This window comes from Sphingomonas sp. So64.6b (assembly GCF_014171475.1).
Taxonomy (GTDB): Bacteria; Pseudomonadota; Alphaproteobacteria; order Sphingomonadales; family Sphingomonadaceae; genus Sphingomonas; species Sphingomonas alpina_A.
Window position 1 is genome coordinate 4,937,490 of the sequence record NZ_CP048817.1, and the last position, 14,601, is coordinate 4,952,090.

Below are 14,601 nucleotides of genomic sequence, written 5' to 3' on the forward strand. Positions count from 1 at the left end.
GCAAGCTATGCCCTGATCGCCGTCACGCGCACCTCCATAGCGCCGTTGCGCAATGCCCGGAGCATGAGCAGACCGGTCGGCGAATCCGGCATTCGTTCGCAGCCATCGGCCGACACGGTTGCGCCGAGCGGGAAATGGACGGACGGCAGCACGATCTCGGTCAGCGCAACGATCGCGGTGTCCGCTTCGAAGCCGAGCGTGAAGACGCCGGTGTCCGCGGCGAACCGTTGCGTGGCGATGACTCCCTGCACCGCACGGGCATAGGGCCGCGCAAAACCCGCGACCGCCCGGCCGCCGCTGTCCGGATCACCGCCCCCCGTCGCCTGATCGGCGCTGAAGATCGACAAATCCTCCTGGTTCCAGCCATCGCCGACCGCCGCGTCGTTGCGGTTCGTGGCGGTGTAGTTCCACTGCGTCGCGCTGAGCAGATGCGCATCGAGCGCGTCGTACATCGCGCCGAGTGCCGTGACATGGTCCTGCCATGGGCCGGAACCATGATCGCCCGCCGCCCAGTCGGCGAATGCGCGCCCCTCGTCGAGATCCATGGGCAGACCGAACTCGCCGATCAGCGTGGGGCCGCCGAGCTTGTCGCCGATGCGTTTGATCACCGCCAGTTCGGCCGGATATTGCGCGGCGCGGCGGGCATCGAAGCGCTTCGTCACCAGTGCTGCAAGATCGTACCAATGGCTCGCATTGACGCAGCGATCGGGCATGCCATCAGGGAAACCATTGCCGGCAAAGGCGCGGTAGGGATTGACCTCGGCGAAGATCAGCCAGTCCGCGCGCACGCTTCGCACCGTATCGGCGACGGCGTGGAAAAAGGGCAGCACATGGTCGCGTTCCGGATCCACCGCGTCGCCCTGCACATGAGTGAAATGGTCGGGCCTGAGCGCGGTATCGCCGTCATAAAGCCCGGCCATGGCGAACGGGCAAGCCACGCCATCGCGCCACAGCCGCACCGCGTCGGGATTGGCAGTGCGATGGCCCGCCAGTGCGACCTCGAAACCATTTCCGGTGCGCGCGAGCATGGGGATTTCGCGCGCCTTGCCGTCGGCGATCAGCAGCATGTCGAGCGGGCTCATTGCCCAGCCCGGGCGGATCGGTTCGGGATGCGCGGCGCTACGCTCGATATGACGATAGGCGAGCGGACGGCCGATCAGCCCGGTGTCGGGCTCGTTGAGCGTATCGAACCCGATCACGTCGGGAATATCCGCGACACGTTGCGCCACGGCGCGCATCGCATCGAGATAATCGCCCTGCAGCAGATCCTGGACTTGCCGACCGTCCGGCGCGAAATCGGGCAGGTAGGTGCGACCGCCGAAGAACAGGGTCCACATGATCGCGTTGGCGGGCAGGCGGTAATTGCTGCTCCAGCTCATCTGCGGATAGCTTGCTTGTCGGCCGCCCAGCCGTGCGTCGTAGCGCGCCTGCATCAGATGTACCGCGTCGGCCGCCGCGAAGCGCGTAAAGTCGAGCCCGACCGCTTCGAACGTCCAGCCGGGCGCGCCGTCGCCGCCGGTCATGCGCGACCAGACATCCTGGTGGAAGTCGATGAAGACGAAGAAACCATGCGCCGCCGCCTTGCGGCAGACCGCACGCAGATAGTCGAGATAGGCCTCGTCGTGCAGCCCCGGCCCGGCATGCGAGACCGCCTCCCAGCTGGTCAGCAGCCGCAGCGTGTTGAACCCCCAGTGCGCCAGCCGCGCGAGATGCGCATCGGCCTGGTCGAGCGGAAAGGGCCGTCCGACAAAGCTGACGACACGGTGATCCGCGAAATCATCGGGCAGATGCGTCCCCGGTACGGACGATGGCAGTTTGCAGTCGCCGCCCAGATTGACCCCTCGCAACAGCACGTGACGGCCGTCGCGATCGACGAAGCGGGTGCCACGGATATCAAGCATCGATCATGTCCTGCGCCGCGTGGAAACAGGTGCGCGCTTGCTCGATCAGGAACGCTGCCTCGGTCCAGCGATCGCTTTCCTCGCGCGGTTGACCATCGGGTCCGGTGACCATGCGGGGATAGAAAGAGCGTGGCGGGAGCAGTTCGGGCATGACGGTGAAATAGCCTCCTGGTGGTGCATCGGCGAGGAAGCCGCGAAAGCTTTCGGTCCACATGCGTTTGAAAAAACCAAGATGCGTCGCCGCCGCCGGGTCGCTCGCGCTGAGCTGGCCAACCGCGTTTGAACAGACGCGCAGATGCAGGAAGCGGGTGCGCGCGAACACCGGACGCATCACGTCGAACTTCATCTCCATGTCGCCATAGGTCAGCTCATGGCCGATATACCAATGCGCGAAATCGCCATTGAAGCGCAGCTCCGGAAAGCGCGCGACCAGGTCGAGCGTGCGGCGGATATCCTGAGTCATCGTCGCGCGGTGGGTCTCGAGGAATAGCGGATGACCCTCTTGCACCGCCGCTTCAAGCAAGGCCTCGGCGAGCCGCGCCATCTGGTCGTCATCCTCAACCCCGGTGCCGAGCTGCACCGTGGTGCAGTCGCAACCGGCGTCGCGCCACCGCACCGCGACGCCGCGCAGTTCCGCCGGGTCGTGGAAAACGCGCGCGATGCCGGTCGGGACCAGTCCGGCGGCGCGCGCCGCCGCTGGAGCGAGCGTCTGGATTGTTTCATAGCCGGCCTGTTTCAGCCCGGCATAGATCGCCGCCGTGTCGCCCGTTGGACCCGTCGACCAGTCGGGCAGATCGGCGATGGTGATGAAACTCATGCCGGCGGCGAGCCGCGGCGCGGCCGCGGTCCCGTCGCCCGTGCCAATGTCGGGCGGGTCAGAAAGCGACATCGAGCGCCAGTCCGATACTGCGTTGCGATTCATAGGTACGGAACTGGCTAAGGCTGCGCGCATTGCCGAAAGGCGTGGAGAACATCGTCACGGCGAATTGCTTGTCGAGCAGGTTCTTGCCGAACACCGACAGCTTCCAATGATCGTCCTTGCCGGCGATCGCGATCGCGGCGTTGACCAGCGTATAACCGCCCTGGCGCGCGCGCGGATTGTTCGGGAAGGCGATGAGCTGCGTCGAACGATAGCTTGTGCCAAGATCGAGCCGCAGCTTGAGCGCGTCGGACAGCGGGATGCCGTACGACCCGCCAAGATTGAGTTGCCAGCTCGGCGAGAAAGGCAGTCGTGCACCGGTCAGGTCCTGCTGCACGCCAGGCGACCCTGCCGGGGCATTGGGCGCGGGCACGCAACCCTCGGCCAGGGTCTGCCCGCCGAAACAAGGCGCATTGCGGAAGGCGCCCCATTCGGCATCGACATAGGAGCCGCTGAAACTGACCGTCAGGTCGGCGGGGTCGACCGGTCGCCAGGCAAGGTCGAATTCGACGCCGCGGGTCTTCGCATTGCTACTGACGATCGGATAGGTCGCGGTGACCGGATCGCGGCCGGCGGTCTGGTAATCCTTCACCTTGGTCAGGAATGCGGTGGCGTTGAGAGTCAGGCGCAGCGCGGGCCAGAAGGTGCGGATGCCGACCTCGTAATTGGTCGGCCGTTCCGGGGCGACCTCACGCAGCAGGCCGTTACCGATATTGGTATCGAACCCACCACCTTTGAAACCACGCGTTACCGTCGCGAAGACATTGGCGTCGTGGCTGAGATCATATTGCGCGCCGGCGCGCCACACCAGTGCCGTGGATTCGGTGCGACCGGTTGCCGCGTCGGTCAGGTTGAAACGCGGATCGACCCGGCTCTTGTCCGCCTCCACCCGTTCGTTGACGACACGCGCGCCGGCGATCAGCTTGAATCGATCGGACAGGTTGAGATTGGCCTGTCCGAACAGCGCCATGTTGCGCGTTTCCGCAACCACACGTGCCCGGCGGCTGAAAAACGGTAGCGGCACGGTGGGAAAGACCTGAATCGAACGCGAGCGCACGTCGGAGTCGAAATAATAGGCGCCGACTACATAATCGATCGCGTTGCCGACCGGCGATGCGAGGCGCAGTTCCTGGCTGAACTGGTTCTGGGTCAGGTCGGCATAATTGCTGTCGAGCAAATTGAACGGTGACGAGTCCGAATCGAGCCCGTCATGTGTTTGCCACCGGCGCCAGGCAGTGATCGACGTGAGCGTGTAGCCGCCGCCGAAGCGATAATCGCCTTGCACCGAAAAACCGCGGCTGCGCGCTTCGGAAAAGACATCGCCATTCACATTCTGCTCAAGATTGTCGAGACCGGGGACGATTCCGGCGGCGGCTGCAACCGCCTCGACCGCACCGGCCGGTGCGACGGTCTGGTACAGGGTCCAGATGCAGCAATCGGCGTTGCGTTCGAAATAATCGCCGATCGCGGTGATCGTCAGGTCGGGACTGGGCTCGAATTCGACCTTGCCGCGAAAGCCGAATTCGTCGCGGTTGTTGAAGCGGCGTCCATCGGCGAGATTGCGGACATAACCGTCCCGCACGTTGCGCCGCCCCGACAGCGAGAAGCGCAGTGTATCGGTCAGCGGCCCCGAGACATAGGCGCTGAAACGCCGGTCATTGTCCGGCCAGGCCCAGCTCACGCTGCCTCGCGCCTCGAACTCACGCGAGGGGCGGCGCGTTACGACATTGACCACGCCGGCCGATGCGTTCTTGCCGAACAGGGTGCCTTGCGGACCGCGCAGCACCTCGATCCGCTCGACATCAGGCAGGTCGGTGACCGACGAACCGGACTGACCGAGCACCACGCCATCCAGCACATAGGCGGTGCTGCCCTCGATCGCTTCGGACGAGAAGGTGCTGGTGCCGATACCGCGGATGAAGAAGCCGAAGTTGCGCGGGCCGGCTGCGTTGATCAGCGTGACGCTGGGCACCAGATATTGCAGGTCGCTGGTTTCGTTGAACTTGAGTGCGGTCAGCTGCTCATTGCCGACCACCGCGACCGACAGCGGCACGTCCTGGAGATTCTCGGCGCGGCGCTGCGCGGTGACGACGATGTCGCCGTCGTTCCTTTCGATTTCCGGCGCGGGGCTGGCGGTTTGCGCCAGTGCCGCGGGTGCCAACAGCGCAGACAAGGCAATCGATACGCCCGACAGCAAAATCCTGCGACGGCGATAACGCGGTGACATCATTTCTTTCCTCCCCGGTGAATTTTTATTATTTACCGTTTAATTTATCGAATCTGATCAATTGTCAATTGATTCGATCTGATGAAGGGCGGTTTCGATCGCTGAACGGCGTAAACCAGCGCAAGTGGAATGACGTTCGGCGGCGGCGGAGAACACCGGAGCGCCAGTGCGAGAGTGAATGGGGAAGCACATCACGAGCCTTGCCGACGGTCGAACTGATTGCGATACCGGCTGCTCCATAGTTTTTGCGGGCTGCGGTCGCGATCTCGTCACAAGGGGTGCTCAATGAGCAAGTTATTGAGAAGAAAAGCAATCCTTGTCGGTGATGAGCAACCGGCAGAGCAGCGCATGGTACGGACCCTGTCCTGGCCGCATCTCATCGCGCTTGGCGTCGGCGCGATCGTCGGTACCGGAATCCTGACCCTGATCGGCGTCGGCGCGGACCGCGCCGGCCCCGCAGTGCTGGTTTCCTTCGCGGTCGCCGGCCTGATCTGCGCCTGCGCGGCGCTCGCTTATGCCGAGATGTCGACGATGATGCCGGCGTCGGGCGGTGCTTATACCTACAGCTATGCGGTGCTGGGCGAGGTCTTCGCTTGGGTGATCGGCTGGAGCCTGATCCTCGAATATTCGCTGGTGGTCTCGACCGTGGCGGTCGGCTGGTCGGGTTATGCGACGCCGCTGCTCCATGGCTGGCTCGGTTATCCGCTGGAGCTTGCCAAAGGGCCGGCGCTTGGCGGCATCGTCAATCTGCCCGCCATCTTCATCATCGCGGTCGTCGCCGGGCTGTTGTCGATCGGCACCAAAGAGAGCGCGACGCTGAACGCGGTGCTGGTGCTGGTGAAGATTGTGACGCTGACATTGTTCGTCGCGGTGGCGTTGCCGCATTTCGACGCGGCCAATCTCGACCCGTTCATGCCGTTCGGTTTCGGCAAGACCATGGCGCCCGATGGCATCGAGCGCGGCGTGATGGCGGCCGCAGCAATCATCTTTTTCGCATTTTACGGCTTCGACGCGATCGCGACCGCGGCGGAGGAGACCAAGAATCCCGCACGCGACCTGCCGATCGGCATCGTCGGATCGATGCTCATCTGCACGATCATCTATATGGTCGTGGCGGCTGCCGCGGTCGGTGCGCTTCCGTTCACCAGCTTCGCCGATAGTCCGGAGCCGCTTGCGCTCATCCTGCGCGACCTGCGGCAGCCGGGCATTGCCACGATCATCGCTGCGGCGGCGGTGATTGCGCTGCCCACCGTGATTCTCGCCTTTCTCTACGGGCAGAGCCGCATCTTCCTGGTGATGGCGCGTGACGGCTTCCTGCCGCCCGCGCTCGCGAAAATCTCGTCGCGCGGGACCCCGGTGCGCATCACGATGATCACTGCGCTGCTCGTTTCGATCATCGCCGGCGTGCTGCCGATCGACGAGATCGCGGCGCTCGCCAATGCCGGGACGCTCGCCGCATTCGCCGCGGTCGCCTTGTGCATGCTGGTGCTGCGTCGTCGCGCGCCCGACGCGCCGCGCCCGTTCCGCACACCAGGCGCGCTGGCCGTCGGGCTGATCGCGATCCTGGGGTGCGCGTATCTGTTCTGGAGCCTGCCGAGCAAGACGCAGCTCTATTTCCTGATCTGGAACGGCTTCGGCTTGCTCGTCTATTTCGGCTATGGGATCCGCAAGAGTCTGGCGAAGTCGGGATGATGATGGCCGCCGCCGCTATTTCTTCCGTTTGTCTTCGTCTTCGAACCGGTAGTGAAACGACCGACGCTCACCGGGCGACAACGCGCGGAAAACGAAGAACGCGGTCACGGCCAGCGCCCCTATGACGAACATCAATATCAAATAACCGACATCCGCACGCATTTCGATCTCCATGGCCACCCGACTCTGAAGATGCGCCATTTTACCATGCGATGACGCAAAGACAAAGATGCGGACCAGCGAGGCATGGATCGCCATTGCCCAGGGCGACCACTGGGAGAATCGGACTGCGGCTATCGGACCTAGGTGCCGGGGCGCGGCGTATAGCCATCCGCTGCGATGATCGGCAGATGGGTAAAACGCTGGCCGTCGGGCATGCGCATCCAGGCGCCGGCCGCCAGCGCGCCGCCATCGACCAGGATGGTCGATCCGCTGACCCAGCCCGACAGGCGATCCGATGCCAGAAACAGCGCCGCACCGGCGGAATCGTTGGGGCGGCCGAAGCGGCCGATCGGAAACCAGTGGCGCAAATGATCGCGGTTTTCCGGTGGCACACGTGAATCCGCCACGACCTGTTCGGTATCGGTGGTCTCGGGTCCGATCGCGTTGACGCGGATGCCGTCGCGGCCGATCTCGACGGCCAGGCTCTTGGTGAAGCCAGTGATGGCGGTCTTGAACGCGGCATATACGGCGAAATTCGGGATGCCGCGAAACGCCTCGATGGTCGACAGATTGACGATGCTACCGCCCGCGCCGCTTGCCCGGATCAGCGGCAGGGCCGCGCGAGTGACAAGGAAGATATGGTGCAGATTGATCCGATAGAGCGATTCCCAGTCGTCGGGCGTGGTATCCTCGAAGCGCTTATGGATGCCGAGAAAGTCCCCGACATTGTTCACCAGCACGTCGAGATGGCCGAAGCGATCGCGGATCGCCGCCATGACGCGGTCCACATCGCCTTCTTCGCGGACATCGGCTTCGATCGCCAGCGCGTCGGGCAGTGCGGCCGCGGCAACACGCAGACGATCGGGGTCGATCTCGGCAATCGCCACATTCATGCCGACCGATGCGAACAGCTCGGCGACGGCGCGGCCAATCCCTGCGCCGCCGCCCGTGATCAGGGCGACCTTGCCGGCGAGGCCGAGCGCTTCATCGGCGCTCATGCGTCGATCCTCGCGACGATTTTCCCGATCGCGCGCGTGATGTCCCCGGTCCGGTAGCCAAGCGCGCGTCGGCTTTCGTCCGCCGCGTACGCCAGGGTCACTGCGCGACCATGGATGATATAATTGTCGGGCAGCATCGGATGCTGTTCGTCGCGAGACTCCAGGGTTCTGGTCGAACCCGCCGCATCGAAGATGCGCTGAAAGAAATCGCGATAGGAAAGATTCTCGTCGCCGATCAGATAGGCGTGCCCTGACTCGGCATTATCGATCGCGCCGGCGATCGCCTCGGCGAGCGAAGCGGCGCTCATATAATTGGTGCCGCCCGCCGGCGCGAAATCGGGGATGTCGGGCCGCTCGCCGCGTGCCCAGGCGACCAGGCCGCGATATCGTTCGGTACTGGGGCCAGGGATGGTGCCGACGATCGAGGGCGGGTTGAGCGTCGCGACGTTGAAGCCCGGTGCGGCAAGCGCACGTGTATTCTCGTCGGCGAGCTGGCGCGCGCGGACATAGGCGCTGGTCCCGGCCAGTTGCGGCATGACCTGATGATAATAGCTGCCGATCTGGACAAACCGTCCCACACCAGCGTCGCGCGCCAGCCGGGCCAGCGCGGGGACCCCCTCAATCTGCGCTGCGCGCCAGAATTCGGCATCGTCCTGGCCGGCGCCTTTGTGGCGGACATCCTGCCCGGCGGCGAAGACGATCGCATCAAAGCGGCTGAGCTGCGCGGCGGTGAAGCTTTGTGCGACATAATCGCCGATCACTTGCGGGTAAGGCGCGACTTCGTCCGGTTTCGCGACGCGCGCCGAGACCGATATTTCATGGCCGAGCGCGGACAGATGAGCCGCCGCGTGCGACCCGATCATGCCGCTGCCGCCGATGATCAGCACCTTCATCGCACCATCCTCCCAATCGTTCTTCACCGATTTTCCCAGGTTTTCCGGGCGCGACGACAACGGCGCCATCCCCATTTGGCGGGCGCGCGGGTCACCAAATGAGGGTCGCGGGCGCGGAACGCCTTGCCCTAATCTGCCATGGTGCCGTCGCCGGCAGAGCGGCAATCCGGAGAGGCAGTCATTCGATGGGTTCATGGGCTTACCGCAAGGGTCTGCACGACCTGGGCAACGGAAGCTGGGCCTATTTACAGCCGGACGGCGGCTGGGGCTGGAGCAACAGCGGTTTCATTTCAAGCGGTGGCGAGAATGTGTTGGTCGATACGCTGTTCGACTTGCCGCTGACCGCCGAGATGCTGCGGACTTTGCGTGCATCTATTCCCGGCGCGGAGCGGATCGGCACCATCGTCAACACCCATAACAATGGCGACCACACGTTCGGCAACCAGCTGGTCGAGGGCGCGCGGATCCTGACCACGCGCGCGGTGGGCGAGGGGATGGAACATGAAAGCCCCGACCGGTTGCTTCAGGTCCTCGCCAACCCCGACGTGCTTGGCGATGGCGGGCGCTTCATGGCCGAAATCTTCGGCAAGTTCGATTTCACCGGTATCAAGCTGCCGCCAGCGACCGACCTGTTCGAGGGATCGTTCGACCTGACGGTCGGCGACAAGGTGGTGCGGCTGATCGATGTCGGGCCGGCGCATACGACCAGCGACCTGCTGGTCCATGTGCCGGAGGACCGGCTGGTCTATACCGGCGACATCATGTTCCATCAGGGACATATCGTGATCTGGGCCGGGCCGATCACCAACTGGATCCGCGCATGCGACCTGATCCTGAGCTGGGACGTCGAGACGATCGTGCCCGGTCACGGCCCGATCGCGGACCGCAACGATGTGCGCAACTTCCGCGATTATCTCCACTATCTGCATGACGAGACGCGCACGCGCTATGATGCCGGGATGAGCTTTCAGGAAGCGGCGTTCGACATCCGCTTTGGCAAGTTCGATCATTTTGGCGATGCCGAGCGTACCGTGATCAACGTCCATGCGCTGTACGGCGAGTTCGCCGGCGAGCGACCGGCGGTACAGCCCGGCGAGATCTGGAACCTGATGGCGCGCTACGCCAGGGAGCGCGCGGCGCTCGGCCGCTGTAGCGGCTGCGCCGATCCGGCGCACCGGCATTAGGATGCGGGCGGCATGAAGCTCGTCACTTTCGAACGCACCGATGGGCAGTGCCATATCGGCGCGCTGCGCGCGGGCGAACGCGAGATCGTCGATCTCACCGCTGCCGGCGATGCCGTGTTCGCGGATATGCTCAACCTGATCGATGGCGGGGATGCGGCGCTGGATCGGGCACATGACGTCTTTGCGGCGGCGGCGCAGGTCGTTGCGATCGATCAGGTCGGGCTATTGTCGCCGGTGCCGGAGCCGCGCGCGATTCTCGATTGCCTGTGCTTCGAAGAGCATCTGATGAATGCCGGCCGTTACCGGCATGTCGTCACCAATGGCGCGCCGCTGGTCGACAAGGCCGATGGACCGCCGCCGATCTTTCGCGAACTGCCGCTCTACTACAAGGGCAACCGTTTCAGCGTGGTCGGCGCGGAGTCGGACATCGTCTGCCCGCGCTATAGCCGCTTCCTCGATTATGAACTGGAATTCGGCGTGTTCCTCGGCCGCCGGGGCAAGGACTGGAAAGTCGAGGAAGCTGCCGATGCGATTTTCGGCTATGCGATCTTCAACGACGCCAGCGCGCGCGATCGCCAGATGCATGAGATGCGCGGCATGCTCGGCCCGGCCAAGGGCAAGGATTTCGACACCGGCAATGTCATCGGCCCGTGGCTGGTGACGAAGGATGAGGTCCCGGTCGAACGCGGCCTTCGCATGCGCGCCTGGATTAATGGCGACCTGGTGACCGACGGCAATAGCGGCGCGATGATGCACAGTTTCCCCGAGATTATCGCCTATGCATCGCAGGACGAGACGCGGCAGCCGGGCGAGTTCATCGGATCGGGCACGGTCGGGGGCGGATGCAGCCTGGAGCATGGCCGCTTCCTGAAACATGGCGATGTGCTGGAACTGGAGGTCGAAGGGCTGGGACGTCAGCGCAGCCGCATCGTGTTTCAGGACGGCGGCGCATGACCGAGCTGCAAGGGCGTATCGCGATCGTGACCGGCGCCAGCCGTGGGATCGGCGAAGCGACGGCGGAGCGGTTCGCTGCGGCGGGGGCGATGGTCATCGCAGCCGCGCGGACCATTGGCGACGAGACAAATCCCGAGCCTGATACGCTTTCCCATACGGTGGCTCAGATTCGTGCGCGTGGCAGCGAGGCGCATGCGCTGGCCGTCGATCTCGCCCGTCCGGAATCGCGCGCGGCGTTCATCGATGCGGTACTCAAGCGTTTCGGCCGGGTCGACATATTGATCAACAATGCCGGAATCGCGGGGCTTGGCGCGCGCAGCTGGGACATGCCCGACAAGCATTTTCGCCGCGTCTTCGAAGTCGATGTCTTCGCACCGCGCGATCTGATGATGCGCGTGATTCCGGGGATGATCGAACGCGGCTATGGCCGGATCGTCAATGTATCGTCGACCGTGGCCGATCGTGCCGCGCCCAATCCGGAAGGGCCGCCCTTTTTCGATTTCCATCGCAGGGCCGGTGTGTCGGCGTATTGCTCGGCCAAGAGCGCGCTCAATCTGTTCACCCGCGCTGTCGCGGCGGAGCTGCAGGGCAGCGGCGTATCGGCGAATATCGTGTCGCCGGTCAATTCGGTGATGACGCGCGGTACGCGCGAATTGATGGCAAAGGGCGTGGTCAAGGCCGAACGCGTGCGGACACCGGAGGATCCGGAGACGATGGCCGAGGCGATCCTGGCGCTTTGTGCCGCCGATCCGGCGACGACCAACGGGCTGACGACCTATAGCGGCCAGTATCTCGCCGCGATCGGCCGTGCGGTGCGGGGTCGCGATGGGGGAGTGTTCGACGCGGGCATCGCCACGGAATCGGTGCGGTACTGACGTGGCGATTCTCGATCATCTGACCATCGCCTCGGCGACGCCGCTCGAACTGATCGCCGCGGCCGCCGGGGCCGGCTTCGATGGTATCGGGCTGTTCCTGCATGGCATGCCCGAAATTGCGGGCATGGCTGATTTCGACCTGATCCACGACTTGAACGCGCGTCGTGCCTGTCGCGATGCGGCGGTAGGTACCGGGTGCGGCATTGCGATTGCCTATCCCTTCACCGTGTCCCGTACATCGCTGCCGGAGCATTTTCGGCAGTCGCTGGATGCCGCCGCCGAACTCGGCGCCCGTGCGGTCAATTTGCTGATCTTCGACCGCGAACCGGCGCGGCGCGGCGAAACCGTGGCCGGGATTTACCATGAGGCTCAAGTTCGCGGGCTGCAGGTCGGCGTCGAATTCTTCCCCGTGTCGGCGATCGCAAATTTCGCTGCGGCGGTCGCCCTGTGCGACGCGGTGCCTGGCCTCAAGGTCACCGTCGATCTGCTGCATCTGCATCGCGCCGGGGATAGCCCGACGAACGTCAATGCACATCGCGATCGCGTATTGATGGCGCAGATTTGCGATGCACCGCGAACCGCCCCTGCCGACCTGTTCGCCGAGGCAAGCTACGACCGGTTGCTTCCCGGCGATGGCGATCTGCAACCGGCGGCCCTGTTGGATGTGCTCGGCCCCGGCATGGAGTTCAGCATCGAGGCGCCCGTTCTGGATACGGCGCATTTACCGCATATCGAATGCGCACGACGAGCAAAGCAGGCGGCGGATCGGCTGCTCGAAGCCGCCGCGCTACGCCGGACCGAACCATGACCAAGACACCGGAGAGCCCAATGAGCGACCTTGTCGACCCCCATCCGCAAACTCATGTCTATGAAACCGAAGAGCCGGTTCGCTACGAGGTCGACGGCGCGGTCGCCCATATCGTCATGAACCGACCGACCTATCACAACGCCCAGAACAACCAGATGACTTACGCACTGGACGACGCGTTCCGGCGCGCGGTGGACGACGATGCGATCCGCGCGATCGTGCTGCGCGGCGAGGGCAAGCATTTCTCTGCCGGACACGATATCGGCACACCCGGCCGCGACCTCGGCGCGTCATGGGACCGACGGCATCTGGTGGCCGATCATGTCAACAAGCCGGCGGCGGAACTGCTCTACACGCGCGAGCATGAGGTTTATCTCGGGATGTGCCGACGCTGGCGCGACATCTCCAAACCGACCATCGCCGCGGTGCAGGGCGCATGCATTGCCGGCGGGCTGATGCTTGCCTGGGTGTGCGACCTGATCGTCGCGACCGATGACGCGTTTTTTCAGGATCCGGTCGGGCGGATGGGCATTCCAGGCGTGGAATATTTCGCGCACGGTTTCGAACTGCCACCGCGCGTCGCGAAGGAATTCATCCTGCTCGGGGAGCGCATGCCGGCGGCGCGCGCGTATAATTTCGGCATGGTCAATCGCCTGTCGACGCGCGACACACTGCTGGCGGACGTGAAGGCGATCGCCGACGAGCTCGCCGGCCGCGATCGGCTGGGTAACTGGCTGACCAAGCAGGCGCTCAATCATGTCGAGGATCTGCGCGGCAAGCGGACCGCGATGGACGCGGTGTTCCACATGCATCATTTCGCCCATGCGCAGAGCAATTTGGTCAACACCAATAATCTCGGCGGGATGGACGCGAAATCCATGGCCGCCGCCAACAAGCAGCAGGCAGAGAAGCCGTGAGCGATGCGCTCGCCACCCTGCTGACCGAGCGCCTGGGCTGCCACGCGCCGATCATCCAGACCGCGATGGGATGGGTGGCGGAGCCGCAATTGGTGATCGCCAGCTCCAACGCGGGGGCGTTTGGTTTTCTCGGGTGCGCGGTGATGACGCCGGACGAGGCGGCGACGAAGATCGCTGCGGTGCGCGGCGGCACTGACAAGGCATTCGGGGTCAATTTCCACAGCTTCCAACCAGGCGCGGACCGCATCGTCGATCTGATCCTGGCCAATAAGGATCAGGTTCGCGCGGTGAGTTTCGGGCGCGGACCGAATGCGAAGATGATCGGACGCTTCCGGGATGCCGGTATCCTGTGCATCCCGACGGTCGGCGCGGTGAAGCATGCGGTTAAGATGGCCGAACTCGGCGTCGATATGGTGACGGTGCAGGGTGGCGAAGGCGGCGGACATACCGGGTCGGTGCCGACCACGGTGCTGTTGCCGCAAGTGCTCGACGCGGTGCAGGTGCCGGTGATCGCGGCGGGTGGCTTTGCCGACGGGCGCGGGCTGGCGGCGGCGCTTGCCTATGGCGCGGTTGGGATCGCAATGGGCACGCGTTTCCTGCTGACTCGCGAAAGCCCGGTGCCGGAGGTAAGCAAGGGCGTGTATCTGAAGGCGGCGACCGACGATATCTATGTCACGACGCGCCTCGACGGCGTGCCGCAACGCATGGTCCGCACCGCGCTGATGGATCGGATCGAGCGGTCCGGCGGACTCGGCATGTGGCTGCGTGCATTCGAGGCCGGGCTGGCGATGAAGAGACAGACCGGCGCGTCATGGCGCGATATGCTTGCCTCGGCGCGCGGCATGACCGCGCATGGCGCGATGCCGCTACGTCAGGCGATGATGGCAGCGACGATGCCGACACTGATCCGCAAAGCGGTGGTCGAGGGCGATATCGCCAATGGTGTGATGGCGACCGGCGTGGTCGCCGGGCGGATCGATAACTTGCCGAGCTGCCAGGAACTGGTCGACGAAATCCTGCGCGACGCGCGCCAGCGCATCGCCGCGCTGGCCGGCAGCGCTTAAGACATTA

General features: G+C 64.5%; 13 protein-coding genes. 7 read left to right on the forward strand and 6 right to left on the reverse strand.

Translation table 11 applies throughout. From position 1 onward, the window contains the following. Nucleotides 1-5: 5 nt before the first annotated feature. The 3 genes from G4G27_RS23485 to G4G27_RS23495 are packed head-to-tail and all read right to left on the reverse strand — an operon-like array spanning nt 6 to nt 5,050. Nucleotides 6-1,901 (reverse strand): cellulase family glycosylhydrolase, encoded by a 1,896-nt coding sequence (locus G4G27_RS23485; RefSeq protein WP_183110863.1) that lies wholly within the window; start codon nt 1,899-1,901, stop codon nt 6-8. Beyond that, a complete protein-coding gene (locus tag G4G27_RS23490; protein WP_183110864.1) occupies nt 1,894-2,790 on the reverse strand; it encodes a hypothetical protein in 897 nt (298 codons plus the stop codon). Before G4G27_RS23490 ends, G4G27_RS23485 begins: the two co-directional genes overlap by 8 nt. Next, nucleotides 2,777-5,050, reverse strand: coding sequence for a TonB-dependent receptor (locus G4G27_RS23495; protein WP_183110865.1), 2,274 nt, complete (start codon nt 5,048-5,050; stop codon nt 2,777-2,779). Before G4G27_RS23495 ends, G4G27_RS23490 begins: the two co-directional genes overlap by 14 nt. A 282-nt stretch (nt 5,051-5,332) precedes the next feature. Between G4G27_RS23495 and G4G27_RS23500 the strand changes: the two genes are divergently transcribed. Then, entirely contained in the window at nt 5,333-6,739 is a 1,407-nt protein-coding gene (locus G4G27_RS23500) for an amino acid permease (protein ID WP_183110866.1), read from the forward strand. A gap of 15 nt (nt 6,740-6,754) precedes the next feature. Here the strand turns inward: G4G27_RS23500 and G4G27_RS23505 are convergent, their stop codons facing one another. The 3 genes from G4G27_RS23505 to G4G27_RS23515 are packed head-to-tail and all read right to left on the reverse strand — an operon-like array spanning nt 6,755 to nt 8,819. Continuing rightward, complete coding sequence (locus G4G27_RS23505) at nt 6,755-6,997, reverse strand: hypothetical protein (protein WP_183110867.1); 243 nt, start codon at nt 6,995-6,997, stop codon at nt 6,755-6,757. Nucleotides 6,998-7,041: 44 nt separating this feature from the next. Beyond that, on the reverse strand, nt 7,042-7,899 hold the full coding sequence (locus G4G27_RS23510) for an SDR family oxidoreductase (protein ID WP_183110868.1): 858 nt from the start codon (nt 7,897-7,899) through the stop codon (nt 7,042-7,044). Further along, complete coding sequence (locus G4G27_RS23515; RefSeq protein ID WP_202049630.1) at nt 7,896-8,819, reverse strand: NAD(P)-dependent oxidoreductase; 924 nt, start codon at nt 8,817-8,819, stop codon at nt 7,896-7,898. The genes G4G27_RS23510 and G4G27_RS23515 overlap by 4 nt, the downstream gene beginning before the upstream one ends. A 158-nt stretch (nt 8,820-8,977) precedes the next feature. Between G4G27_RS23515 and G4G27_RS23520 the strand changes: the two genes are divergently transcribed. Genes G4G27_RS23520 through G4G27_RS23545 form a run of 6 tightly spaced genes read left to right on the forward strand, consistent with a single transcriptional unit; the run spans nt 8,978 to nt 14,594 of the window. Then, a complete protein-coding gene (locus G4G27_RS23520) occupies nt 8,978-9,976 on the forward strand; it encodes an MBL fold metallo-hydrolase (RefSeq protein ID WP_183110869.1) in 999 nt (332 codons plus the stop codon). Between the two features lie 12 nt (nt 9,977-9,988). Beyond that, nucleotides 9,989-10,930 carry a fumarylacetoacetate hydrolase family protein gene (locus G4G27_RS23525; RefSeq protein ID WP_183110870.1) on the forward strand — a complete coding sequence of 314 codons (942 nt, stop codon included), beginning with the start codon at nt 9,989-9,991 and terminating at the stop codon, nt 10,928-10,930. After that, entirely contained in the window at nt 10,927-11,805 is an 879-nt protein-coding gene (locus tag G4G27_RS23530; RefSeq protein ID WP_183110871.1) for an SDR family oxidoreductase, read from the forward strand. Before G4G27_RS23525 ends, G4G27_RS23530 begins: the two co-directional genes overlap by 4 nt. Before the next feature lies 1 nt (nt 11,806). Continuing rightward, nucleotides 11,807-12,613, forward strand: a complete 807-nt coding sequence (locus G4G27_RS23535) for a TIM barrel protein (protein ID WP_183110872.1) — start codon at nt 11,807-11,809, stop codon at nt 12,611-12,613. A gap of 20 nt (nt 12,614-12,633) precedes the next feature. Continuing rightward, nucleotides 12,634-13,530, forward strand: a complete 897-nt coding sequence (locus G4G27_RS23540) for an enoyl-CoA hydratase (protein WP_183110873.1) — start codon at nt 12,634-12,636, stop codon at nt 13,528-13,530. Then, nucleotides 13,527-14,594 (forward strand): nitronate monooxygenase, encoded by a 1,068-nt coding sequence (locus G4G27_RS23545; RefSeq protein WP_183110874.1) that lies wholly within the window; start codon nt 13,527-13,529, stop codon nt 14,592-14,594. The genes G4G27_RS23540 and G4G27_RS23545 overlap by 4 nt, the downstream gene beginning before the upstream one ends. The last annotated feature ends 7 nt before the right edge of the window (nt 14,595-14,601 follow it).